Raw genomic sequence first — 23,117 nt, 5'->3', positions numbered from 1 at the left:
CGCGAAGGCATAATGACACCTTTCCGTCCGGTTTGAGTTCTCAGGCGACTCGACGTAGCCTTAATCGGTTGACTTGTGCCCTCGTGGCAGTCGCCCCTGTACACCCGTCCCCGGTCTCGAGCGTCCCGGTGACACCTGATCGGAAGTAGTCCCTCATGAGCAAGCGCACCTTCCAGCCCAACAACCGTCGCCGCGCCAAGAAGCACGGCTTCCGCGCCCGCATGCGCACGCGCGCCGGCCGCAGCATCCTCTCGGCTCGTCGCGCCAAGGGGCGCACCGAGCTCTCGGCCTGAGCCGAGCGGTGCTCGCGAGGCCGAACCGACTCACCCGCGGAGCGGATTACAAGGCCGTCGTCCGTCGGGGTCGCCGGTGTGCCGGCGCGCACACCGTCACCTACGTCAGCCGCGTCGTGACCGATGGTCCGGCGCGGTTCGGCTTCATCGTGAGCCGCCAGGTCGGAGGAGCGGTGATCCGCAACACCGTGCGGCGCCGGCTCAAGGCGCTGTGCTTCGAGTCACTGGGAGCGGTCGCACCCGGGAGCGACGTGGTCATCCGTGTCCTTCCCAGCGCGGCGTCGGCGTCTTTCGCCGAGCTGCGCACCGACATGACGAAGTGCCTGCCGCGGAGGGTCGCATGAGCGTGCTGCCGGCCTATGCGATCGGGGACGCGCGGTTCGAGGCATCCGATTCCCTCCGCAGCCTTCCGCTGCTCCCCCGCAACGCCCTCCTCGCCCTGCTGCACGGCTACCGCGCCACGATCTCGCACACCTACGGCGACGTCTGCAAGTACTACCCGTCGTGTTCGGCGTACGCCGTCGGCGCGGTGCAGCAGCACGGCGCCGTCGTCGGGTCCGCCCTCACCGTCGCCCGGATCGCGCGGTGCCACCCGTGGGCCGCGGGCGGCGTCGACGATGTGCCCCCGCACCGGAACTTCCGGCACGCACTGACCCCGCACGGGTTCGTCGTGCCCGCCCCCACCCGAAAGGACTGATCCGCCGCATGGATCTCTTGCTGGCCTCCACCCCCGCGCCCGAACAGACCGGCGGAGGATTCGATCTGTTCGGGATCATCCTGTGGCCGCTCAAGTGGGCGGTCGAGGCGGTGCTGGTCTTCTGGCACTGGCTGTTCACGGCGATGGGCCTTCCGGCCGCCGACGGCATCACCTGGGTGCTGGCGATCGTCGGCCTCGTGATCGTCGTTCGCTCGGCGATGATCCCGCTGTTCGTGCGGCAGATCAAGAGCCAGCGGAAGATGATGGAAATCGCCCCTGAACTGCGGAAAGTTCAGGAGAAGTACAAGGGCAAGCGCGATCAGCTGTCTCGCGAGGCGATGAGCCGCGAGACGATGGCGCTGTACAAGAAGCACGGCACCACTCCGGTCTCGAGCTGCCTTCCGCTGCTGGTGCAGATGCCCGTGTTCTTCGCGCTGTTCAGCGTGCTCAACGACGTCACCAAGCACGCGACAGCCGGGATCGGTGGGGTGGGCCTGCTCAACGCCGAGCTCACCGAGGAGTTCTACAACGCCAAGCTCTTCGGCGTCGCGTCCCTCCACGAGACCCTCATCGACGCGATCAACACGGGCAACACGGCCGCCATCATCATCCTGCTGGTGCTCGTCGTCCTGATGATCGTGTCGCAGTTCTTCACCCAGCTGCAGATCATCTCGAAGAACCTCTCCCCCGAGGCCAAGACCGGCCAGGCGTACCAGATGCAGAAGATCATGCTGTACGTCCTGCCGTTCGCCTTCGTCTTCTCGGGTGTGTTCTTCCCGCTCGGCGTGGTCATCTACTGGTTCGTGTCCAACCTGTGGACCATGGGCCAGCAGTTCCTCGTCATCCGCGAGATGCCCACGCCCGGCTCGGACGCCGCCAAGGCGCGCGAAGAGCGACTGGCTCGCAAGGGCAAGGCGATCGACGCATCGGGCAAGGTCGTGCCGATGGAGAAGTACCTCGCCGAGCAGCAGCGCCTGTACGAAGAGGCGGAGCGTGCGCGCGCCGCCGCCCCCAAGCGCCAGCAGCCGGTGAGCAAGCAGCGTGCGAAGAAGCAGTCGCAGAAGCAGCCCGGTGCCAAGCAGGGCGGCGCCAAGCCGGCGGGTGAGACGGATGCCGGTGCCGCCGGCTCCCGTCCGGCCTCCTGAGTCCCGACCGACCGTCTCCCGCTCCCCCGGAGGATCACGTCCATGACCACGTCTCCTGACTTCGTCCACACCGAATCCCGCGACGACCGGACGCCGGCGACCGTCGCCCAGCTCGAGGAGGAAGGTGACATCGCCGCCGACTTCATCGAGGGACTGCTCGACATCGCCGACATCGACGGCGATCTCGACCTCGATGTCCGAGCCGGGCGGGCCTACGTCTCGGTCGAGGCGCCGGAGGGCGGGTCGGTGGCGCTGATCGCGGCACCCGACACCGTGCAGGCGCTGCAGGAGCTGACGCGGATCGCGGTGCAGAACCGCACCGGACGGTTCTCGCGGCTGATCCTGGACATCGGCGGGTCCCGCGACGCGCGGGAGCACGAGCTTGCGGCGCTCGTCGATCGCGCGATCGCCCGCCTCGACGACGGGGCGTCGCAGGCGTCGCTCCCGGCCATGTCGAGCTACGAGCGGAAGGTCGTGCACGACATCGTGGCCGACCGCGGCTTCGTGTCGGAGTCGTACGGCGAGGGTGCCGATCGTCACACGGTCATCCGCCGCGGCTGACGTGCCGTTTCACGTGAAACATGTCTGACTCCGCGCACCAGCCGATCATCCAGATCGAACCGGAGCCTTCTGCGGCCGCCGAGATCTTCGGCGACCGTATCGACGTGGCCCGCCGCTTCACCGAGGCCCTCGGCCGCCACGGTGAAGAGCGCGGGCTGATCGGTCCCCTCGAGCCGCCGCGCCTGTGGTCGCGGCACATCCTCAACAGCGCGGTCATCGCGCCCCTGTTCACGGGTCGCGTCGGGGACGTCGGCTCGGGCGCCGGCCTGCCGGGCTTGGTGCTGGCGATCGCCCGGCCCGACGTCGAGTGGGTGCTGATCGAGCCGATGGAGCGTCGTGTGGCGTGGCTCTCCGAGCAGGTGGCCGAGCTGGAGCTCGACAACGTCGAGGTGCTGCGAGCCCGCGCCGAGGACTGGAAGCGCGGTCCGGTGCTGGACGCGGTCACCGCGCGTGCCGTCAGCGCATTGCGCACGCTCGTGCCGATCACCGCTCCCCTGGTTCGGGATGGCGGCGAGCTGATCCTGCTCAAGGGTGCGAGCGCGCCCAACGAGATCGAGGCCGCGCAGAAACAGCTGCGCAAGCACAGAGTCGCGAACGCGCGCGTCGAGGTCGTCGGTGAGGGCCTCCTCCCGGAGCCGTCGCGCGTGATCCGCGCCACCGTTCGCTGACCCCTCTTGCCCGTCGGTCCCCCACCCGTTGGTTGCCGGTCGAGCAGCGAGGGCCCGCGGGTGTGCCGGTCGAGTAGCGAGGTAAGACCGTATCGAGACCCGGGGGTGTGCCGGTCGAGTAGCGAGGTACGAGCGTATCGAGACCCCCGGTTTGCCGGTCGAGGGGCGAGGTACGACCGTATCGAGACCCCGCGGGCGTGCCCGTCGAGCAGCGACGCGCGAGCGTATCGAGACCCCGGGGGGTGCCGGTCGAGCAGCGACGCGCGAGCGTATCGAGACCCCCGGGTGTGCCGGTCGAGTAGCGAGGTACGAGCGTATCGAGACCCCCGGGTGTGCCGGTCGAGTAGCGAGGTACGAGCGTATCGAGACCCCCACGATCAACCGGACTCCCAAGGATCCATAGCGCACCGCCCACCGCGTCGGGCCGATCCGGTAAAGCCCCTGGGCTAATGATGCGCCGCCGCACGCCGTTTTCACTAGCGCCTGATGGTGCGTCCGCCCGGCACCGCAAAGCTGATGTTTCACGTGAAACGACAATCCGGGACGTCCTCCTCGCCCCGCGCGTGCACACAACCTGACAGGCTGCGCTGTTTTACGTGAAACTTTCGCCAGTTTGCCTGAAATCGCACCCGGGGCTGGTCGGTGGTCGAGTCGTCTCCTCCCCAGGCGCCCGGCCTCGCCTCGCTATGCACGAGTCTGATCTTGCGCACGTATGCACGCATGGATCGCGGGCACGCTCGTTCCATGGCATACATGTACATCCTCCATTGCGCGGACGGGTCGACGTACGTCGGGAGCACGCTCCACCTCGAGCGCCGCATCGCCCAGCACAATGAAGGTGAAGGCGCTCTGTACACGAAGACCCGCCTGCCGGTGCAACTGCTCTACTTCGAGCAGTTCGATCGGATCGACGATGCGTACCGCCGTGAGAAGCAAGTGCAGGGATGGGGCCGTGCAAAGAGGTTTGCCCTGGCTGCTGGGCACCTCGATTCCCTGCCGCCACTGAGCAAGAAGACCTTTCGGAGACCGTGATCTTGGGGGCGGAGGCCCGCCTGCGTGTGCGTTTCACGTGAAACGCGCGCGCTGCGAGGGTCGATCAGAGAGGTGACGAGCCTGACCGAACTGCCCCCTTCGGGCTCTCCTACTCGATGTCGCGCGTGGCCGCAAAGAAGCGAGTAGCGATGAGCGAGAATCACCCAGATCCTCGGCGCTCCACTCCGTCCCCACTGCGACACCGAATCCCCCTGTTTGGTGAGCGGGGTACAGAGACACTCCCCCAGGCGTGCGGCCGCAGCGAAGTTCTCGCCACGCGTGTCCTCGAAAGCCAGGCTGCGGGCGTCGCGAACGGGCAGCTCTCCCCTCAGACGTGGCGTACTCCTCACGCAGGAGCCCGCTACACCGGGGTCTCGACACGCTCGTTCCTCGCTACTCGACCGGCGGGATCCGGTCCCGCGCTATGGGGTTTCGATGCGCTCGTGCCTCGCTCCTCGACCGGGACACCGGGGTCTCGATACGCTCGTTCCTCGCTACTCGACCGGCGGGGTCCGGTGCCGCGCCGCGGGGTTTCGATGCGCTGGTGCCCCGGCACTCGACGGGCACCCCGGGGGTCCCGATACGCTGGTGCCTCGCTGCTCGACCGGCACCCCGGGGTCTCGGTACGCTCGTGCCTCGCTCCTCGACCGGCATCCCGGGGTCTCGATCGCTCGTTCCTCGCTCCTCGACGGGCACCCCGGGGGTCCCGATACGCTCGTTCCTCGCTCCTCGACCGGCACCCCGGGGGTCTCGATCGCTCGTTCCTCGCTCCTCGTCGGGGACACCGGGGTCTCGATACGCTGGTGCCTCGCTGCTCGAACGACGGGGGTCCGGTCTTGCGCTACGGGGGTCTCGGTGCGCTCGTGCCTCGCTACTTGACCGACGACGGGCAACGCGTGGCGGCCGAAGCGCGCCCGTGGGGTGTTTCACGTGAAACATGGGAGCCACGAGGCCATGGAGGGGCGTTGCGGAAGGGGCGCGGGGGTGGCGCGGGATAGAGTGGAAGACGTTGTTCACCGGCTCGCGAAAGGGAGAGTGTTTCACGTGAAACAGCCCGACGAGACCGAAGCTCCGGCATCCTTCTCGTTCGACGACTCACCGATCGCCCGCGAAATCGCAGACCTCTCCGCCCGGCGGAAGCTTCTTGAAGCGACAGAGGTCGAGCTTTCCGGCCGCACCCGCGTGCTGACGGTGTCGAACCAGAAGGGCGGAGTGGGCAAGACCACCACCACCGTCAATCTCGCCGCCGCCCTCGCCGACCGTGGGGCTCGCGTTCTGGTGATCGACCTCGACCCACAGGGCAACGCCTCCACGGCGCTGGGGGTACCGCACACCGCGGAAACGCCGAGCGTGTACGACGTGCTCATCGACGAGTTCCCCCTCGCCGACATCGTCCAGGTGAGCCCCGAGTCGCCCAACCTGCTGTGCGCCCCCAGTACCATCCACCTCGCCGGGGCCGAGATCGAGCTGGTCTCGCAGGTGGCCCGCGAGCATCGCCTGCGGACGGCGGTGGAGGAGTACCTCGACAGCCTCGACGAGCGATTGGACTTCATCCTCATCGACTGCCCACCCTCGCTGGGTCTGCTGACGATCAACGCGTTCACCGCCGCCGGCGAGCTGCTGATCCCGATTCAGTGCGAGTACTACGCCCTCGAGGGTCTCAGCCAACTGCTCGGCACGGTGCGCATGATCCAGAAGCACCTCAACCCGCGCCTGCACCTGTCGACGATCATGCTGACGATGTACGACGGGCGCACCCGGCTCGCCCAGCAGGTCGCCGACGAGGTGCGACAGCACTTCCCGCGCGAGGTGCTGCACACCGTCATCCCCCGCTCCGTGCGCGTGTCGGAGGCGCCGAGTTTCGGACAGACCGTCATCGCCTACGACGGCCAGTCCGCCGGCGCCATCGCCTACCGGGAAGCGGCAGTGGAGATCATCCGGCGCGACAGCGCCTCGGACCAACAAGAAGGGGACGCCTGATGGCCGCGAAGCGCACAGGACTGGGACGTGGAATCGGTGCACTCATCCCGACCAACGAGCAGGTCGAGGAGCGCCCCGCCGATGTCTTCTTCCCGCGACCGGTCGCGGTCGAGGAGATCGAGGAAGACCTGGTCGACGTGCCCGGCGCGCGACTGGCGCACATCGATCCGCACGAGATCGTCCCCAACCCGCGCCAGCCCCGCACGAACTTCGATCCCGAGCACTTCGCCGAGCTGGTGCACAGCGTCCGAGAGTTCGGGGTGCTCCAGCCGGTCGTCGTGCGCACGAACGAGAACGGCCAATACGAGCTCATCATGGGCGAGCGCCGCACCCGCGCGGCGCGGGAGGCGGGCCTCACATCGATTCCCGCCGTCGTCCGCGACACGGCCGACGAGCACCTCCTCCGCGACGCACTGCTCGAGAACCTCCACCGCTCCGAACTGAACCCCCTCGAGGAGGCGTCGGCGTACCAGCAGCTGCTCGAGGACTTCGGCATCACCCAGGAAGAGCTCGCGACGCGCATCGGGCGCTCCCGCCCGCAGATCAGCAACACAATCCGCCTGCTGAAACTGCCGGTGCCGGTGCAGCAGCGCGTGGCGGCGGGTGTGCTGACCGCCGGACACGCGCGCGCCATCCTCTCGCTCGAGGACCCCGCCTCGATGCAGCGCCTCGCCGACAAGATCGTGAACGAGGACCTCTCGGTGCGTGCGGCCGAGGCGGCCGCGAAGCTGCCGGATGCCTCGCCGACGCGTGCCGGGAAGCCGCAGGCCGGTTCGCGACGCGCCCACCTCGACGACCTCGCTGAGCGCCTCGGCGACCGCCTGAACACCCGCGTGAAGATCTCCTTGACGGCAAGGAAAGGCCAGATCAGTATAGATTTCGCGAGCATCCAGGATCTCAATCGCATCCTGGAGGAGCTGGGCGAGACGGGCTACGGCGAGGGCTGAGGCCCGGCCCCGCACGCGTCCGGACGAGGGTAACGCGGCAGTGACGCGCGCGGCGGCCCTCCACGTCGGCGTCGCCGCGTACCCTGGTCTGGTGGCACACGACGAGCAGACCCCGCGACGACGGGCGAGCCTGGAGCTGCTGCGCGCCGAGGCCGCCGACGAACTTTCCGTCCTCGTCACCGAGCGCCTGCGCGCGGGCGAGGATCCGTGGGAGTTCATGGAGGACCTCCCCACGGTGGACGAACTGGTCGTCTTCATGCTGCGAGCCGAGAACATCGCCGCGAACGGCGGCGCGAGGCCCAATGCCAGCCGCCACTACCGTGTCCTGCGTCAGATCGCCCTCGACTACCCGCCGCTCACGCGCGCCGTCTGGCGGCTGCTGGGAGACGCGAACACTCATCGCCGCTGGGACGCCACAGTGCGCGCGGACGCCGGCTGACCGCCGGTTCGACGGCTCGCTCTGCGGGCCCGCGCTCTCAGATTCCTCACCCGGCATATGACTCGCCCGCCGTTGCACGACGAGACCCCGCCAGCCGCAGCCGACGGGGTCTCGTGAAGCCGGGAGCTCAGCCGATGTAGCGCGCGAGGTCCTGCTCGAGCGCGAACTTCGGCTTGGCGCCGATGATCGTGGTCTCGACCTGGCCCTTGTTGAACACCTTCATCGCGGGGATCGACGTGATCTGGTACTTCATCGCGAGGTCGGGGTTCTCGTCCACGTTGAGCTTGAGGATCGTGATCTTGTCAGGGTGCTCCGACTGGATCTGGTCGAGGACGGGCGAGACCATGCGGCACGGCCCGCACCACTCGGCCCAGAAGTCCACGAGCACCGGGCCGTCAGCCTGAAGCACATCCTGCTCGAACGTGGCGGAGGTCGTCGCCTTGGCGGTCATCTGGTTCTCCTTCGGTGGAAGTCTGTCGTAGGTGGAAACGGATGCCGCGGGGGGATTGTTCCCGGCATGCCGCGGACTCTCAGGTTCAGACCGGGGCGACCTCGGGCAGGCCCGCGATCTGGTCGCCGTGCGCATCGGGCTCGCCCGCCTCGCCGAGAGCAGCGAGATAGTGCTCGAGGTCGAGGGCGGCGACCGTGCCGCTGCCCGCTGCGGTGACGGCCTGCCGGTACGTCGGGTCGATGACGTCCCCCGCGGCGAACACGCCGGGCACCGACGTCCGCGACGAGCGCCCGTCCACCCACACCGTGCCGTCGGCGGTCAGGTCGAGCTTGCCGTGCACGAGGTGGGTGCGGGGGTCGTAGCCGATCGCCACGAACACACCGTCCAGCGTCAGCTCGCGCGTCGAGCCGTCGACCGTGTCCTTGAGGACCACGCCGCTGACCGCGTCCTCGCCGAGGATGTCGACCACCTCGGCGTTCCAGATGAACTCGATCTTCTCGTTCTTGAATGCCCGGTCCTGCATGATCTTCGATGCGCGCAGCTCGTCGCGACGGTGGATGACGTAGACCTTCGACGCGAACTTCGTGAGGAACGTGGCCTCCTCCATCGCGGAGTCGCCGCCGCCCACGACCGCGATCACGCGCTCGCGGAAGAAGAACCCGTCGCACGTGGCGCAGTACGAGACCCCGCGACCTGACAGGCGGGACTCGCCCTCGATGCCGATCTTGCGCGGGGCGGAGCCGGTGGCGAAGATGACGGACTCGGCCTCGTGCGTGGCCCCGCTGCCGAGGGTGACCCTCTTGACCGCACCGTCGACGTCGAGCGCGACGACGTCGTCGTACAGCACCTCGGCGCCGAACTTCTCTGCCTGCTCCTGCATCTTCGCCATCAGGTCGGGGCCCATGATGCCCTCGGGGAAGCCGGGGAAGTTCTCGACCTCGGTGGTGTTCATCAGCTCGCCGCCCGCTTCGACCGAGCTCGCCACGACGAGCGGGCTCAGGTTTGCACGCGCGGCATAGATCGCCGCCGTGTAGCCCGCGGGGCCCGAACCGATGATGATGACCTGACGCACGTGCGCCCCTTTCCTCGTGAAGCCCCGGCGCCTCGGACGACGGACAAGGGCTCCGGATGCCTCAACACATGGTAACCGCGCGGCATTCCGCGCCCTCCCCCCTTGCGGGCGCGCCGCACGGCAGGTGTCGCGCCGGAGTCACTGGAGCTCCGGGGATCAGGGCGTCAGCGCCCGCCCGGCAGGAACCGCCGCACGAGGCCCGCCGCGACGGAGAGCTCCGGCGCCCTCAGCAGCGCCAGGAACCCGGCGTACACCACGAGGACGACCACCCCGATGATGGCGGCTCCCACGGCGCCCAGCACCTTGTCGGCCATGGTCCACCCTTCCACGCCGCCGAGCAGCTGGAAGGTGAACCAGCCGGCGGCGGCGGCCGGCAGCGCGGCCAGGGCGAACCGGCCGAGCGACAGCATCCAGGAACCCACGCGGATGCCGCCGAGCCGACGATGCAGCAGCCACGCCGCGACGATCACCTGCACCACGCTCGCCAGCGACTGCCCGAGCGCGACCGCCGCCGTGAGGCGGCTCGGCGCCAGCGCCCCGGCGGTGAACGCCCAGAGCGCGCCCCAGGCCGTGAGGACGACGAGCGCGCACTGGAGGATCGTGAAGAGGAAGGGCGTGCGGGTGTCGTCGTAGGCGTAGAAGGTGCGCTGCACGACGAACAGCACGGCGAGCGGGATCAGGCTGACGAGGTAGCAGAGGAGCACCGCTGATGCCGCGACGGCTTCGTCCGGGCTGTCGGTGAAGATGCGGGACGCGGGGATCGCGGCCACCCCGAGCGCGGCGGTGGCGCCCACCACGAACAGCCCGAGGGTGCGGATGCTGCGTCCGACGTCGCCGCGGACATCCTCGTCGCGCCCCGCAGCGGCGTGCTCGCTGAGCTGAGTGAAGTACGGCGTCCCGATCGAGAGGACGATGATCGAGTACGGCAGCATGAACAGCAGCCACGCGTTGCCGGCGACGAACACGCCCGGGTCGCCCTCGGGGATGCGCGACATCACCTGGGACTGCACGAGGCCGGCGAGCTGGCCGGCGAGCACCATGAGGAAGGTCCACCCCGCCAGCTTGCCGACCTGGCCGAGGCCGACGCCGCGCCATCCGAAGTCGGGCCGGACGTGCAGGCCGGTCTTGCGCCAGAACGCGAAGAGGATTCCGGTCTGCACCACGATGCCGAGCGTGGCGGTGCCGGCGAGCACCGCGATCATCTCAGGGGTCCACGCGGTGGTGCTGCCGGCCGGACCGAACAGCCAGATGAAGGCGACGAACCCCGCGATCGAGACGAGGTTGTTGACGATCGGCGCCCATGTGTAGGGGCCGTACACCCGCCGGGCGTTCAGTGACTCTCCGACGAGCGCGAACAGCCCGTAGAAGAGGATCTGCGGCAGGCACCAGTAGGCGAAGGCGGTCGCCAGAGCCTGCTGCTCCGGGGGGAAGGCGGGGGCATACAGCTCGACCAGCAGCGGCGCAGCGGCCGTCGCGAGAACCGTGGTGCCCAGAAGCACCACCGCGCCCAGGGTGAAGAGCTTGGACACGAACGCGCGCCCGCCGTCGTCGTGCGCGGCGGCCTTGACGATCTGGGGCACGACGACCGCACTCAGCAGCCCGGTCGAGATGATCGCGTAGATGTTGTTGGGCAGTTGGTTGGCCACCGCGAAGGCGTTGCCGCCCGCCGTCGTCGCCCCGATCGCCGACACCAGCACGACCGCGCGGAGGAACCCGGTCAGCCGCGACACGATGGTGCCGGCACCGATCAGGACGCTCGCGCGCCCGATCCCGCTCACCGCTGCGCTCCCTCACTCGGCGGGGCGGCGTCGGCGTCGGCTTCGTCAGCGGCGTCGGCGTCGGCGTCGGCGTCGGCGGCGGTGTCGCCGGGAGCGGGTGCGTCTGCAGGGGTGGCGGCATCCGCTCTCCGGCGCCGGCGGCGCACGCGCAGCACGGTGCGGACGATGCCCATCACCAACAGGGCGCCGACCAGGACGGCGAGGGCGCCGATGCCGACCGCCTCCCAGTCGGCCCACACGTTCACCTCGACCGATTCCGGCTCGCCGATCGCCACGAACGCCGGGCTGCGCAGCTGCAGTGTGAGCGTGACCTCGCCGCGCCCGACGCGCGCCTGGACCGGCACCTCGACACGGGTGTTGCTCTGCGCGGTCGCGACGACCGGGGTCTCGTTCTGCACGTCGAGCCGCAGGTTGTCGCGGGTCGTGTACAGCACGAGGTTGACGGGGTACGGCAGATCGTTGCGCACCCAGAACCGCAGCGACGCGTTCGAGCCGTACAGGTCGCTCGGAACGGTGGGAAGCAGCGAGACCGAGCCGAGCGTCGCCCTCGTCTCTGCGCGGTGCTCGGCGATCGCGCCGGGCCACTGCGCATTCCCCACCCATGCGACCCCCAGCAGCTGCAGCATCGCGTTGCGTTCGGGGCCGGTGAGAAGCGACGGCTGGTCGAGAATGGTCGCGAACCGGGCGAGCTCGCCTTCGTCCTGGACCAGAGCCGCCGCCGCCACGGAACCGTCCGGCGACGGCTCGACGTCGGCGACTGAAAGCTCGACGGGCTCGCCGGCGGCGAGGGCGGGCAGCGCACGAGGAACCACGCCGGGCGCGGTGAACGCGGCCGACACGGCCGCCCCGAGCTCGACGCCCGAGCGCCCGTCACCACGGCCGACCGTGACGAGCAGGGGTCCCGAAGCCTCCGCGGCGGCGAATGCCAGATACGCGGTGGCCGCCGTCAGCGGCCCGCCGCGCAGCCACGGCTCCTCGCTGCGCGTGGCCTCGCCGAGCGCCGTCGAGATGTCGCTGTCGTAGACGAGCACCTCGGACTCGCCGACGCGACCGAGCGCAGCCACGGTGCCGCCCGCGGCCCCCGACGGGATCGTGGCGGAAGGCAGCACGGTCATCGAGGGGATGCCGGCGTCGGTCGGCAATCCGCCGAGCTGAGAGACGATGTCGGCGCCGGCGGTGCCGTCGGCCGGCCAGTAGACGCCTGTGCGCGTCGCCGGGCCGATGTCCAGCAGCTCGCCGGTGCTGGGCAGCGTGACACCGGGCGGCGCGGTGGGCGTGGGGCTCGGGGTTCCGGGCCGCGGGGTCGGCGTGGGGGTCGGGCTGGGCGTGAGCCCGGCGAAGTCCGACGGGGACATGTACGCCGCGAACGAGGTGGGGGCGAGCGGCCGCGGCAGGCCGGCCTGCAGCTGGGCGGTGACGTCGGCATCGCCGAACTGGAGGGCGAAGCGGGAGTTCTGGATGCCTTCGAGCCGGGTGAGCCACTCCGCCGCCGAATCCGGGGCCGAGGTGCCGAGCACCCGGATGGCCGCCGGGATCGCCGGGTCGACGGCGAGGATGGCAGGGGTGCCGCTCACCGCGTCGAGCTGGTCGGTCAGCGCGCCGTCGGGCCCGGTCAGCACGGCGAGCTCGTCGGCGGTGAGGAGGCCGTCACGCAGCGGACCTGCGGTGATCGGGACGATCACGCCCAGCCCGACCTCCGGCGCCCCGGCGGGAGGGACGACCATCGCGCTCACGGAGGTCTCGGCGCCGGTCTCTCCCGGGAAGGATGCCGCGAGGGGGTAGACGCCCGGAGCCCGGCCGGCGAGCGACGGATCGTCGGCCGGGATCGTCAGTCCGCGCACCTGGAACGATCCCGCAGCGACGGCTCCGATCGTCTCGGTGGCGATCGGCTGGAGGGAGGGGTCGGATGCCTCGCCCGCCAGCCACGCCGTCAGCGCCGCGCGGTCGGCGAGCGGGGCGGCACCGAGCGAGAGCGTGACGTCGACCGGCGCGAGGTCGGCGCCGGTGCCGTTCTGCCGCGAGATCGAGACGCTGAGCGCCTCGCCCGCCGGGACGACGCCGTTGCCGAGCGGGGACAGTGTGAACGCAGTCGTCCCGGCCGGCACGCCTGACGTGGGGGTGGGCGTCGGTTCCGGCGAGGGAGCCGGTGCGGCCGAGACCGCCGAGGCGGCTGCGGTGGCCGGCGCCGGCAGCACGAGAGGCGCGAGCACGGCCGCCGCGGCGAGCACGGCGGTCACGAGACGCTGTGCGCGGCGAGGGGTGCGCCGCAGTGCTCGCGGTTGGGTCACGATCATCCTGTCGGGGGTTCGCTCCTGTGCGATGTCCTGACCGCACGATCGACTGCGATTCTACGGTCCGTGGCTCCGAGGCCCCCGGATGCCGGGCCGCACGCGGCCAGGCCGCCCCCCGCCACCGCGCGGCGGCCACGTGGGCGCGATTGAATGGTCGGGTGCTTCCCGCATCGGATCCCGCCCTCTGCCACGCCCTCGCCGCCGACCTCCGCGCCGCCGGGTACACCGCCGAGGCGCTGCGCGACGCGTGGGGACCGGCGGCCGACGACGCGATCGCGCGCGGCCTGCGCTCGCCGGCGTCGCGGGCGCTCGGCGACCGCGAGGATGCGCTGGCCGTGCTCGGGCGACTGCTGGTGCTCGGGATGCCGCAGGCCGAGGCATCCGTCGATCGAGCGCTGGTCCGCACCGGCGCGGCGGGGCTGACCCGGCTGGGGCTGGCGGACGTCGAGCGCGGCGAGGTCCGCCCGCGCGCGCTGGTGCGGCCGCAGTCGTACGCCGACGAGACCGGATCCGGGCAGTGGTGGATCGCGAGCGACCTCGACGAGGCGGCGCTGGGCGGCCCCCTTCCCGAGGACCACGTGCTCGGGGTCGGAGGCGCCTCGCTCACCCTCGCCGGGCTGCAGCTGTCGACGCCCGCCGCGCGCGGGCTGGACATCGGCTCGGGGTGCGGCATCCAGGCGCTGCGGGCCCGCGCACACGTCGACCACGTCGTCGCCACCGACGTCTCGGCGCGAGCCCTCGCCTTCACGCGGTTCAACGCGCTGCTCAACGGCGTGGGCGGCATCGAGGTGCGGCAGGGGAGCCTGTTCGCGCCGGTGGCAGGCGAGCAGTTCGACCGCATCGTGTCGAATCCGCCGTTCGTGATCACGCCGCGCGCCGACGACGTGCCGGCCTACGAGTACCGCGACGGCGGCATGGTGGGCGACGACCTCGTGGCCGCGTTCGTCGCCGGCGTCGGGGCGCATCTCGCGCCAGGGGGCGTCGCGCAGCTGCTGGGCAACTGGGAGACCCGCGACGGCGTGGCGGGCCTCGACCGCGTCCGCCGCTGGATCGAATCGTCGCCGGTGCCGCTGGACGCGTGGGTGGTCGAGCGCGAGCGCCTCGACCCGCTGTCGTACGCCGAGCTCTGGGTGCGCGACGGCGGGACCCTCCCCGGCACGCCGGGATTCGCCCGCCTCGTCGACGCCTGGCTGGACGACTTCGGCGCCCGGAGCGTGACCGAGGTCGGCTTCGGATACCTGCTGCTGCGGCGACCGCTGGAGGGCGCGCCGACCCTGGCCCGGTACGAGACGCTCCACGCCGCGCTCCCCGGCGACGGTCTGGGCGCACACCTCGCGACCGCGCTCGAGGCGCACGACCGCCTCGGTGCGCTCGACGACCGCGCGCTCGCGGCATCCGTGCTCCTCGTCGCTCCCGATGTCACCGAGGCCCGCCACCACCTCCCCGGCGCCGAGGATCCGACCGTCATCGAGCTGCGGCAGGGCGGTGGATTCGGGCGCGCGCTCGGTGTCGATCCCGGGCTCGCGGCGCTCGTCGGCGCGTGCGACGGGGACCTCCCCGTGGGCGTGCTCGTCGACGCCATCGCCGAGCTCCTCGGGGTGCAGGCGGGCGCCCTGCGCGCCGACCTCCTCCCGCGCGTGCGCGAGCTGCTGTTCACCGGCTTCCTCCGGTTCGGCTAGCCCGGTCTTCCCGGCCGGAGGTGAGGGCTCCCGGCAGAATGGGCCGGTCTCCGCGTCGGTAGGCTGGAACCCATGCTCAACATGGCCGAGGGCATCGCGCGCCTCGGCGCGCTCGCCGAGTCCCCCGTCGTCGCCGCACTCGCGCGGGCGTTCTCCGCCGCCGGCTTCGACCTGGCGATCGTCGGCGGACCGGTGCGCGACGCGCTCCTCGGCAAGGCCACCAACGATCTCGACTTCACCACCGACGCGCGGCCGGACGACATCCTGCGCGTCGTGACGCCGATCTCGACGGCGCAGTGGGACATCGGCCGCGCCTTCGGCACCATCGGCGCCCGGGTGCGCGGCGAGCAGGTCGAGATCACCACGTACCGGGCCGACAGCTACGACGGGGTCACGCGCAAGCCGACGGTGCAGTTCGGCGACACCATCGAGGGCGACCTCGCGCGCCGCGACTTCACGGTGAACGCGATGGCGCTCCGGGTGCCCTCCCAGACCCTCGTCGACCCGACGGGCGCGGTGGAGGATCTCGTCCGCGGGGTCCTGCGCACGCCGACCGACCCGGCGGTGAGCTTCGGCGACGACCCGTTGCGCATGCTGCGCGCTGCGCGGTTCGCCTCGCAGCTGGGCTTCGAGGTCGACCCCGCGACCGAGGCCGCGATGGCCGAGCTGCGCGAGACGCTCGCGATCGTGAGCCCCGAGCGCGTGCAGGGAGAGCTCTCGCGCCTGCTGGCGACCGACGATCCGGTGCAGGGCATCCGCCTGCTCGTGCGGACGGGGCTGATGGACGAGTTCCTCCCCGAGATCCCCGCGCTGCAGCTGGAGGTCGACGAGCACCACCACCACAAGGACGTCTACGAGCACTCGCTCACCGTGCTGCGGCAGGCCATCGATCTCGAGAAGCGACGGAATCCGGATGCCGCCCCCGACGTCTCCCTCCGGCTGGCGGCGCTGCTCCACGACATCGGCAAGCCCGCCACGCGGCGCCTCGAGCCCGGCGGCGGGGTGACGTTCTACCACCACGACATCAAGGGCGCGCGGCTGGCGCGCAAGCGGCTGCAGGCGCTGCGCTTCGACTCGGCGACCATCGCCACCGTGACGCGCTTGATCGAGCTGCATCTGCGCTTCTTCGGCTACTCCGAGGGCGCGTGGACCGACGCGGCCGTGCGCCGCTACGTGCGCGATGCCGACGCCGAGCTCGAGCGGCTTCACATCCTGACGCGGGCCGACGTCACCACGCGCAACGTCCGCAAGGCCACGCGGCTCGCCCGCGCGTACGACGACATCGAGCGCCGCATCGACGAGCTCGCCGCGCAGGAGGAGCTCGACGCGATGCGTCCCGAGCTCGACGGCAACCGCATCCAGGAGGTGCTCGGCCTCAAGCCCGGGCGCGAGGTCGGCGAGGCGTACCGGTTCCTCCTCGACCTGCGGCTGGACGAGGGCGTCGTCGGCGAGGCCGAGGCCGAACGCCGCCTGCGGGAGTGGTGGGCCGCCCGCACCTGAGCCCGCGCGCCTGGGCCGGGGTGCCCGGGCCGGGGTGCCCGGGCCCCGCGCCTGCCGGGGTGCCGGGCCCCTACACTGGACCCACGCTCCCGCCGACGCCGATCGGAGCACCATGGATTCATCGTGGTCGCCGCGGCGTGAGGTGTCGCCCGAGACCTCGCGCCTGCTGATCGAGCGCGCGCACGAGGAGCTCGTCGCCGGGAACGCGCAAGACGCGCGGCTGCGCGACGTCCGCGCGCTCGTCCGGGAGTCGTGGCGACGCTCGCTCGACAGCCTGGTCGGCGCCGAGGCGCTGCCGCCGCTCGATCTTTCGGCCCAAGAGCTCGAGGCGTACCGCCGCGCGCACCCGCTGGCCGGCGTCATCGACATGGTGCGAGGGCTGCTGCTGCCGGGCGAGGCATCCGAATCCGGCGTCGTCGTGGCGGTCGGCGACGCGGCCGGCCGGCTGCTGTGGGTCGAGGGTGACCGCCGCGTGCGCGCGCTCACCGGCGGCATGGGCTTCGTCGAGGGTGCGAACTGGTCGGAGCTCGCGGTCGGCACCGCCGCGCCCGGCACGGCGCTCGCCCTCGACCGCTCGGTGCAGATCCACGGAGCCGAGCACTTCAACCGTCTCGTGCAGCCGTGGTCGTGCACCGCGGCGCCGGTGCACGACCCCGAGACGCGTCGCATCCTCGGCGTGATCGACGTCACGGGTGGCCCCGAAGCCGTCACGCCGCAGGCGCAGCTGCTCGTCGACGCGACGGCCCGGGCGATCGAGGGTGAGCTGTTGGTGGCGCGACTGCGCGCGCGGGCGGCGCCGGCGCGTCCGGCACGCCGCACGAGTGCGCGCGCCGAGCCGACGCGAGCGGTGCTGCGGGTGCTGGGGCGCGACCGGGCGCAGCTCGAGGTGGTGGGCGACGGCAGGCAGACGCTGTCCGAGCTCGGGCCGCGCCACGCCGAGCTGCTCCTCATGCTCGCGGTGCACCGGCAGGGGCTCTCGGCCGAGCGGCTCGGCGACCTCGTCTACGGCGAGGCGGCCGGGGACGCGGCATCCGTCACCCTCCGCGCCGAGATGGTGCGCCTGCGCAAGGCCCTGGCGAAGGCGGCACCCGCGCTCGTCCCCGAGTCCCGTCCCTATCGCCTCGGCGTCGAGGTCGAGACCGATGCGCACCAGGTGCTGTCGCTGCTCGACCGCGGCGCCCACCGCGTGGCGCTCGCGGCGTACCGCGGCGACGTGCTCCCCGACTCGGTCGCGCCCGGCGTGGAGGAGTTCCGCGAGACGGTGCGCACGACGCTGCGCGAGGCGCTCATGGCCGAGGCATCCGTCGACGTGCTCCTCTCGTATGCCGAGACGGATGCCGCCTCCGACGACCTCGAGCTGCTCCGGCTCTGCCTGTCGATGCTGCCGGCGCGCTCGCCGAGGCGGGCCGGGCTGGTCGCCCGCCTCGAGCGACTCGAGGCTGCCGAGGCCTGACGGCGGAACTCCACGGATCTGCGCGCTCCCGGCGGCTGGGGACGCCCTATCCGCCGTCGCAGGCGCGGATCCGTGGAGTTCTGCCGAACCCCCCGCCGACAACGGTGCAACCTGATGCAACCTCCCGCCGCCTAGCGTCGACGCATCGCGACGACGGACGTCGCGGACAGCGTCGAAGGAGACCAGCATGACCATCGTCGAAGAGGGCGTCTCGAGCATCTACGCCGCCCCCGGGCAGCGCGGCTCGATCGCCGACTACCGCCCTCGCTACGGCCACTACATCGGCGGCGAATGGGTCGAGCCGATCAAGGGCCAGTACTTCGAGAACATCAGCCCGGTCAACGGCAAGCCCTTCACCGAGGTGGGCCGCGGCACTGTCGAGGACGTCGATCGCGCGGTCGACGTCGCGTGGCGCGCGTTCGAGTCGTGGAAGCGCACGACGCCCGCGGAGCGCGCCGTCATCCTCAACAGGATCGCCGACCGCATCGAAGAGAACCTCGAGCGGATCGCGGTCGCCGAGACGTGGGAGAACGGCAAGCCGGTCCGCGAGACGCTCGCCGCCGACATCCCGCTCGCCGTCGACCACTTCCGCTACTTCGCCGGCGTGCTGCGGGCGCAGGAGGGCTCGCTCAGCCAGCTCGACGAGGACACCGTGGCGTACCATTTCCACGAGCCGCTCGGGGTGGTCGGCCAGATCATCCCGTGGAACTTCCCGATCCTCATGGCCACCTGGAAGCTGGCGCCCGCGCTCGCCGCGGGCAACTGCGTGGTGCTCAAGCCCGCCGAGCAGACCCCGGCATCCATCCTCTTCCTCTTCGACATCATCGGCGACCTGCTGCCGCCTGGCGTCGTGAACATCGTGAACGGATTCGGCATCGAGGCGGGCGCGCCGCTCGCACAGCACAAGCGCATCCGCAAGGTCGCGTTCACGGGAGAGACGACGACCGGCCGCCTCATCATGCAGTACGCATCGCAGAACCTGATCCCCGTGACCCTCGAGCTCGGCGGCAAGAGCGCCAACGTGTTCTTCGAGGACGTCGCGCGCGACACCGGCGACGCGTACTACGACAAGGCGCTCGAGGGCTTCACCTTCTTCGCGCTCAACCAGGGCGAGGTGTGCACGTGCCCGTCGCGTGCCCTCATCCAGCGCTCCATCTACGACCGGTTCCTCGGCGACGGGCTCGATCGGGTGGCGAAGATCGTGCAGGGCAACCCCCTCGACCCGGCCACGATGATCGGCGCTCAGGCGTCCAACGACCAGCTCGAGAAGATCCTGTCGTACATCGAGATCGGCAAGCAGGGCGGCGCGAAGCTGCTCGCCGGCGGCGAGCGGGTCGACCTCGGCGGCGACCTCAGCGAGGGCTTCTACGTGGCGCCCACCGTGTTCGAGGGCACCAACGACATGCGCATCTTCCAGGAGGAGATCTTCGGCCCGGTCGTCTCGGTCACCTCGTTCGACGACTTCGACGATGCCGTCTCGATCGCGAACGACACGCTCTACGGCCTCGGCGCCGGGGTGTGGAGCCGTTCGGGCGACACCGCCTACCGCGCCGGCCGCGCGATCGAGGCCGGCCGCGTCTGGACGAACACCTACCACCAGTACCCCGCGCACGCCGCGTTCGGCGGATACAAGCAGTCCGGCATCGGCCGCGAGAACCACCTCAAGATGCTCGACCACTACCAGCAGACGAAGAACCTGCTGGTGTCGTACGCCGACGGCGCGATGGGCTTCTTCTGAGCCTTCCCCAAGACCCGGGCGGCGCTGCTTCGCGCGCCGCCCGGGTCGCAGCATCAGCCCGCAGACGCCGTGAGGAGCCACGATGACCGAGACCCAGACGCACGCGAGGGTGGCGGTGACGGATGCCGCGGCATCCCTGCTCCGCGATCTCACTGCGCAGCACGGCCCGCTGATGTTCCACCAGTCGGGCGGGTGCTGCGACGGCAGCGCGCCCATGTGCTACCCGGTGGGCATGTTCGTCACGGGGCCCGCCGACGTGCACCTCGGCGCGCTCGACGTCGGGCTGGCTGCGCCCATCGACGTGTTCATGTCGGCGGCCCAGTTCGAGTACTGGAAGTACACGCACCTCACGATCGACGTCGTGCCCGGGCGCGGAGCCGGCTTCAGCGTCGAGGGACCGACCGGGATGCGGTTCCTGATCCGGTCGCGCATGCTCACCGATGCCGAGCTCGTCGCGTTCGGGCTGGGTTGACCGGGACACCGGCCGGCGCGGGGGCGCATCGGCGGGCCGGGACTACCGCGAGAACAGCCCGAAGAAGCCGGAGTTCGACAGGAGCCACCAGGCGACGACGATGCCGGCCACGATGATGGTCTTCCACGGGACGCCCTTCTGCAGGCGTCGTCCCTGCGGGGCGACGCCGGGCGGCGGCCGCAGGGCGTCCAGCGGGGCGACGAAGGGGACAGCGGATGCCGCATGCCCCGCGTGGCCGGCACCCGGCAGCGGCGCGGCACCCGGAGTCGCGGCATCCGTCGTCGCGGCGCGTTCCGCCGCCAGCCGCTCATCGCGCCAGCGGGCCCACTGCGCGAGCTTGTCGAGGAGGGCGCCGACGACGGAGAACAGCCACGCCCAGGTCTGCGGGTCGAGCGTGGAGAAGTCGCGCTTGGCGTAGAGGAACAGCCAGTCGTCGACGATCTCGACGTCGAGGGCGGCGGCGTTGTCGATGAAGCGCGCCATGATGTCGGGCGTGAACAGGTAGAGGGCGTCTCGCTCGTAGCCGGCGGGGCACGACAGCGCGAAGTAGCGATCGAAGTCGCCCTCGAGACTGAGGCGCTGATCGCGGTCGAAGGTGAGCGGGAGGTTGGAGCCGAAGAGCGAGTTGTTGCTGGTCGCGTCGAGCACGATGTGCGGAAGCGGCGTGTCGAGCTTCACGGCGACGTAGCCCCACTGGTGCGTCTGCCGGTTCTTGCCCGAGCCGGTGGTGTAGCGGTAGTTGGCGAACTCGACGAAGCGGGGCGTGTCGCCGCGCACCAGATCGCTGGCCTGCCGCGTGCCGCCGATGGCGAAGATCATGCCCGGCAGCGGCGGCGCCGAGAGCCGCGGCAGATACGTCATGCCGTTCGATCGGGCGAAGCGGTCGAGCCGGTACATGCGCTCCTCCGCGCGGCGGGTGCCGCCGAGGAAGAGCAGGACGGCGCCGCCGGCGATGACGCCGAAGACGACGAGCGGGAAGATCAGGAAGAGCACGCTCGCCCCGCCGCCGCCGGCGGCGATCGCGCTCGCCACCGCCGAGACCAGGGTGATCGCCACCGAGCCGAACACGACGGCGAAGATCGCGCCGATCACGATGACCACGACGACGCTGGTGCCGGACCCGGCGAGGCGGCCGGTGCGCCGCAGCTCCTCCGCGAACGCACGGGCGGCGGCGCGTGGCACCGGTTCGACGAGCGGACGCGCGTCGAACGGATAGGCCGGGGCCGTGCCTGCTGCCTGACCGGGTGCGCTCACCCCCTCACGGTACCGGCGAGCCCGCACCGGGCGGGCGGGTGCGCACCGCGGGTGCGGCAGAACTCCACGGATCTGCGCGCGTCGGGACCTGAACCGTCCGATTTTCGCCGTCGGCCACACACATCCGTGGAGTTCTGCAGGCCGCACCGGCGGCGGGGGCCCGCCCGCGCCATGCGGCAGGATCGAGGAAGACGCGAGGAGGCGCCATGACCGATGACCGACGCGACCCCGACGACCTCGACGCGCTGCGCGCGGCATCCGACGTCCTCGGCCTCGACGGGCTCCTCAGCGCCGACGAGCGCGCGACCCGCGACCGGGTCCGCGCCTTCGTCGACGCCGAGATCCGCCCGCACATCGCCGGGTGGTTCGACCGCGCCCACTTCCCCGTGGAGCTCGCCCCGGCGCTCGGGAGCCTCGGCGTGCTGGGCATGGAGCTGGACGGGTACGGATGCCCCGGCCGCAGCTCGGTCGAGTACGGCCTGGCCGCGCTCGAGCTCGAAGCCGGCGACTCCGGCATCCGCACGTTCGTGTCGGTCCAAGGCTCGCTCGCGATGGGGTCGATCCACCGCTGGGGCACCCAGGAGCAGAAGCAGGAATGGCTGCCGCGGATGGCGGCGGGCGCCGTGATCGGCTGCTTCGGGCTGACCGAGCCGACGGCGGGATCCGACCCGTCGCGCATGAAGACGTTCGCGCGCCGCGCGGGCGGCGACTGGATCATCTCGGGCGCGAAGCGCTGGATCGGGCTGGCCTCCGTCGCGCACGTCGCGGTGGTGTGGGCGCAGACCGACGAGGGCGTCCGCGGATTCCTGGTGCCCACCGACGCCCCGGGCCTCGAGATCTCCGTCCTCGAGCCGAAGGGCTCGATGCGCGCGTCGGTGCAGACCGAGCTGCGGTTCGACGGGGTGCGGGTGGCGGCATCCGCTCTCCTTCCCGGTGCGCGGGGACTGCGCGGACCGTTCTCGGCGCTGAACGACGCGCGCTACGGCATCGTGTGGGGCGCGCTGGGCGCCGCGCGCGACAGCTATGAGGCGGCGCTTCGGCACGCGCTGCGCCGCGAGCAGTTCGACCTGCCGATCGCCGGCTTCCAGCTCACGCAGCGCAAGCTCGTCGACATGGTGGTCGAGCTGCAGAAGGGCGGGCTGGTGGCGCTGCAGATCGGGCGGGCGAAGGATGCCGGCACCCTCACGCCCACGCAGATCTCGCTGGGCAAGCTCAACAACGTGCGCGAGGCGATCGGGATCGCGCGGGAGGCCCGTACGATCCTCGGCGGGGACGGCGTGCTGCTCGAGCATTCGCCGATCCGGCACGCGGCGAACCTCGAGTCGGTGCGCACCTATGAGGGGACCGACGAGGTGCACACGCTGATCCTCGGGCAGCACCTCACCGGTCTCGGCGCCTTCCGGTGACGCGCTCGACCAGCCCGGCGGGGCCGGTTGCAGCCTCCTCCCCAGGAAGGCCCGGCGCCGAGGGCCATTGAATGCCCCCGCGCGCGGCGCTAGCGTGTGCACCACGACGCTCGCCGGTCGTCCTCCGTGCGCGTGTCCGTCGGGCAGCGAGGGGGCACCATGGCCGGCACGCGGACGGTGTCCAGGGGCGTCGCGGCGATCGCCCTCCTGCTGACGGCGATCGCGGCGACGGGATGCACGGTCGGAGGCCCGGAGCCCTCT

The 23,117-nt window shown here is 71.2% G+C and carries 21 protein-coding genes; 16 read left to right on the top strand and 5 right to left on the bottom strand.

Going from position 1 to position 23,117, the window contains the following annotated elements; genetic code table 11:
* The first annotated feature begins 155 nt into the window (after positions 1 to 155).
* The 10 genes from rpmH to IR212_RS16975 all read left to right on the top strand — a co-directional run bounded on the left by rpmH (position 156) and on the right by IR212_RS16975 (position 7,762).
* Complete coding sequence (rpmH, locus tag IR212_RS17020; protein WP_005054680.1) at positions 156 to 293, top strand: 50S ribosomal protein L34; 138 nt, start codon at positions 156 to 158, stop codon at positions 291 to 293.
* Positions 294 to 301: 8 nt separating this feature from the next.
* Positions 302 to 637, top strand: a complete 336-nt coding sequence (gene rnpA, locus IR212_RS17015; protein ID WP_194397018.1) for a ribonuclease P protein component — start codon at positions 302 to 304, stop codon at positions 635 to 637.
* Positions 634 to 990: a membrane protein insertion efficiency factor YidD gene (gene yidD, locus IR212_RS17010; protein WP_194397017.1), complete on the top strand. Its 357-nt coding sequence runs from the start codon at positions 634 to 636 to the stop codon at positions 988 to 990. Before rnpA ends, yidD begins: the two co-directional genes overlap by 4 nt.
* Positions 991 to 998: 8 nt before the next feature.
* Entirely contained in the window at positions 999 to 2,135 is a 1,137-nt protein-coding gene (yidC, locus tag IR212_RS17005) for a membrane protein insertase YidC (RefSeq protein WP_228479398.1), read from the top strand.
* A gap of 42 nt (positions 2,136 to 2,177) precedes the next feature.
* The gene (locus tag IR212_RS17000) at positions 2,178 to 2,696 is read left to right on the top strand and encodes a Jag family protein (protein WP_194397016.1); all 519 of its coding nucleotides are present in this window, start codon (positions 2,178 to 2,180) and stop codon (positions 2,694 to 2,696) included.
* A 20-nt stretch (positions 2,697 to 2,716) separates the two neighbouring features.
* The gene (rsmG, locus tag IR212_RS16995; protein ID WP_194397015.1) at positions 2,717 to 3,364 is read left to right on the top strand and encodes a 16S rRNA (guanine(527)-N(7))-methyltransferase RsmG; all 648 of its coding nucleotides are present in this window, start codon (positions 2,717 to 2,719) and stop codon (positions 3,362 to 3,364) included.
* 744 nt (positions 3,365 to 4,108) lie between these two features.
* Positions 4,109 to 4,396 (top strand): GIY-YIG nuclease family protein, encoded by a 288-nt coding sequence (locus tag IR212_RS16990; RefSeq protein WP_194397014.1) that lies wholly within the window; start codon positions 4,109 to 4,111, stop codon positions 4,394 to 4,396.
* Between the two features lie 1,044 nt (positions 4,397 to 5,440).
* A complete protein-coding gene (locus IR212_RS16985; RefSeq protein WP_420488605.1) occupies positions 5,441 to 6,376 on the top strand; it encodes a ParA family protein in 936 nt (311 codons plus the stop codon).
* Positions 6,376 to 7,323 (top strand): ParB/RepB/Spo0J family partition protein, encoded by a 948-nt coding sequence (locus IR212_RS16980; protein ID WP_194397012.1) that lies wholly within the window; start codon positions 6,376 to 6,378, stop codon positions 7,321 to 7,323. The genes IR212_RS16985 and IR212_RS16980 overlap by 1 nt, the downstream gene beginning before the upstream one ends.
* Positions 7,324 to 7,414: 91 nt before the next feature.
* Positions 7,415 to 7,762 (top strand): tryptophan synthase subunit alpha, encoded by a 348-nt coding sequence (locus IR212_RS16975; RefSeq protein ID WP_194397011.1) that lies wholly within the window; start codon positions 7,415 to 7,417, stop codon positions 7,760 to 7,762.
* Positions 7,763 to 7,889: 127 nt separating this feature from the next.
* Here the strand turns inward: IR212_RS16975 and trxA are convergent, their stop codons facing one another.
* The 4 genes from trxA to IR212_RS16955 form a co-directional block, all read right to left on the bottom strand.
* Complete coding sequence (trxA, locus tag IR212_RS16970) at positions 7,890 to 8,213, bottom strand: thioredoxin (protein ID WP_194397010.1); 324 nt, start codon at positions 8,211 to 8,213, stop codon at positions 7,890 to 7,892.
* 85 nt (positions 8,214 to 8,298) lie between these two features.
* Positions 8,299 to 9,285 carry a thioredoxin-disulfide reductase gene (trxB, locus tag IR212_RS16965; RefSeq protein WP_194397009.1) on the bottom strand — a complete coding sequence of 329 codons (987 nt, stop codon included), beginning with the start codon at positions 9,283 to 9,285 and terminating at the stop codon, positions 8,299 to 8,301.
* Positions 9,286 to 9,449: 164 nt separating this feature from the next.
* On the bottom strand, positions 9,450 to 11,063 hold the full coding sequence (murJ, locus tag IR212_RS16960) for a murein biosynthesis integral membrane protein MurJ (protein WP_194397008.1): 1,614 nt from the start codon (positions 11,061 to 11,063) through the stop codon (positions 9,450 to 9,452).
* Positions 11,060 to 13,351, bottom strand: coding sequence for a DUF6049 family protein (locus IR212_RS16955; protein ID WP_228479397.1), 2,292 nt, complete (start codon positions 13,349 to 13,351; stop codon positions 11,060 to 11,062). The genes murJ and IR212_RS16955 overlap by 4 nt, the downstream gene beginning before the upstream one ends.
* 161 nt (positions 13,352 to 13,512) lie before the next feature.
* Here IR212_RS16955 and IR212_RS16950 point away from each other — a divergent pair, with 161 nt between their 5' ends.
* The 5 genes from IR212_RS16950 (at position 13,513) to IR212_RS16930 (ending at position 20,196) form a co-directional block, all read left to right on the top strand.
* Positions 13,513 to 15,033 carry a DUF7059 domain-containing protein gene (locus tag IR212_RS16950; RefSeq protein ID WP_194397007.1) on the top strand — a complete coding sequence of 507 codons (1,521 nt, stop codon included), beginning with the start codon at positions 13,513 to 13,515 and terminating at the stop codon, positions 15,031 to 15,033.
* 72 nt (positions 15,034 to 15,105) lie between these two features.
* Positions 15,106 to 16,533: a CCA tRNA nucleotidyltransferase gene (locus IR212_RS16945; protein WP_194397006.1), complete on the top strand. Its 1,428-nt coding sequence runs from the start codon at positions 15,106 to 15,108 to the stop codon at positions 16,531 to 16,533.
* Positions 16,534 to 16,645: 112 nt separating this feature from the next.
* Positions 16,646 to 17,986 carry a GAF domain-containing protein gene (locus IR212_RS16940; protein ID WP_194397005.1) on the top strand — a complete coding sequence of 447 codons (1,341 nt, stop codon included), beginning with the start codon at positions 16,646 to 16,648 and terminating at the stop codon, positions 17,984 to 17,986.
* Between the two features lie 187 nt (positions 17,987 to 18,173).
* Positions 18,174 to 19,724: an acetaldehyde dehydrogenase ExaC gene (exaC, locus tag IR212_RS16935; protein WP_194397004.1), complete on the top strand. Its 1,551-nt coding sequence runs from the start codon at positions 18,174 to 18,176 to the stop codon at positions 19,722 to 19,724.
* 82 nt (positions 19,725 to 19,806) lie between these two features.
* Complete coding sequence (locus tag IR212_RS16930) at positions 19,807 to 20,196, top strand: DUF779 domain-containing protein (protein WP_194397003.1); 390 nt, start codon at positions 19,807 to 19,809, stop codon at positions 20,194 to 20,196.
* A gap of 42 nt (positions 20,197 to 20,238) precedes the next feature.
* Here the strand turns inward: IR212_RS16930 and IR212_RS16925 are convergent, their stop codons facing one another.
* Complete coding sequence (locus tag IR212_RS16925; RefSeq protein ID WP_194397002.1) at positions 20,239 to 21,450, bottom strand: hypothetical protein; 1,212 nt, start codon at positions 21,448 to 21,450, stop codon at positions 20,239 to 20,241.
* Between the two features lie 206 nt (positions 21,451 to 21,656).
* Between IR212_RS16925 and IR212_RS16920 the strand changes: the two genes are divergently transcribed.
* Entirely contained in the window at positions 21,657 to 22,856 is a 1,200-nt protein-coding gene (locus tag IR212_RS16920; RefSeq protein WP_194397001.1) for an acyl-CoA dehydrogenase family protein, read from the top strand.
* The last annotated feature ends 261 nt before the right edge of the window (positions 22,857 to 23,117 follow it).

The sequence above is a fragment of the Microbacterium atlanticum genome (assembly GCF_015277815.1).
Lineage (GTDB): Bacteria > Actinomycetota > Actinomycetes > Actinomycetales > Microbacteriaceae > Microbacterium > Microbacterium atlanticum.
Note: the sequence above shows the minus strand (reverse complement) of the source record. Positions and strands in the feature narration are given on the sequence as shown.

What these genes read in the sequence shown, in the direction of transcription:
- IR212_RS16945 (WP_194397006.1), top strand. Translation starts at nt 15,106, where the DNA reads ATGCTCAACATGGCCGAGGGCATCGCGCGCCTCGGCGCGCTCGCCGAG.
- rsmG (WP_194397015.1), top strand. Translation starts at nt 2,717, where the DNA reads ATGTCTGACTCCGCGCACCAGCCGATCATCCAGATCGAACCGGAGCCT.
- trxA (WP_194397010.1), bottom strand. Translation starts at nt 8,213, where the DNA reads ATGACCGCCAAGGCGACGACCTCCGCCACGTTCGAGCAGGATGTGCTT.
- IR212_RS16930 (WP_194397003.1), top strand. Translation starts at nt 19,807, where the DNA reads ATGACCGAGACCCAGACGCACGCGAGGGTGGCGGTGACGGATGCCGCG.
- exaC (WP_194397004.1), top strand. Translation starts at nt 18,174, where the DNA reads ATGACCATCGTCGAAGAGGGCGTCTCGAGCATCTACGCCGCCCCCGGG.
- yidC (WP_228479398.1), top strand. Translation starts at nt 999, where the DNA reads ATGGATCTCTTGCTGGCCTCCACCCCCGCGCCCGAACAGACCGGCGGA.
- rpmH (WP_005054680.1), top strand. Translation starts at nt 156, where the DNA reads ATGAGCAAGCGCACCTTCCAGCCCAACAACCGTCGCCGCGCCAAGAAG.
- IR212_RS16940 (WP_194397005.1), top strand. Translation starts at nt 16,646, where the DNA reads ATGGATTCATCGTGGTCGCCGCGGCGTGAGGTGTCGCCCGAGACCTCG.
- IR212_RS16920 (WP_194397001.1), top strand. Translation starts at nt 21,657, where the DNA reads ATGACCGATGACCGACGCGACCCCGACGACCTCGACGCGCTGCGCGCG.
- yidD (WP_194397017.1), top strand. Translation starts at nt 634, where the DNA reads ATGAGCGTGCTGCCGGCCTATGCGATCGGGGACGCGCGGTTCGAGGCA.
- IR212_RS16980 (WP_194397012.1), top strand. Translation starts at nt 6,376, where the DNA reads ATGGCCGCGAAGCGCACAGGACTGGGACGTGGAATCGGTGCACTCATC.
- IR212_RS17000 (WP_194397016.1), top strand. Translation starts at nt 2,178, where the DNA reads ATGACCACGTCTCCTGACTTCGTCCACACCGAATCCCGCGACGACCGG.
- IR212_RS16990 (WP_194397014.1), top strand. Translation starts at nt 4,109, where the DNA reads ATGGCATACATGTACATCCTCCATTGCGCGGACGGGTCGACGTACGTC.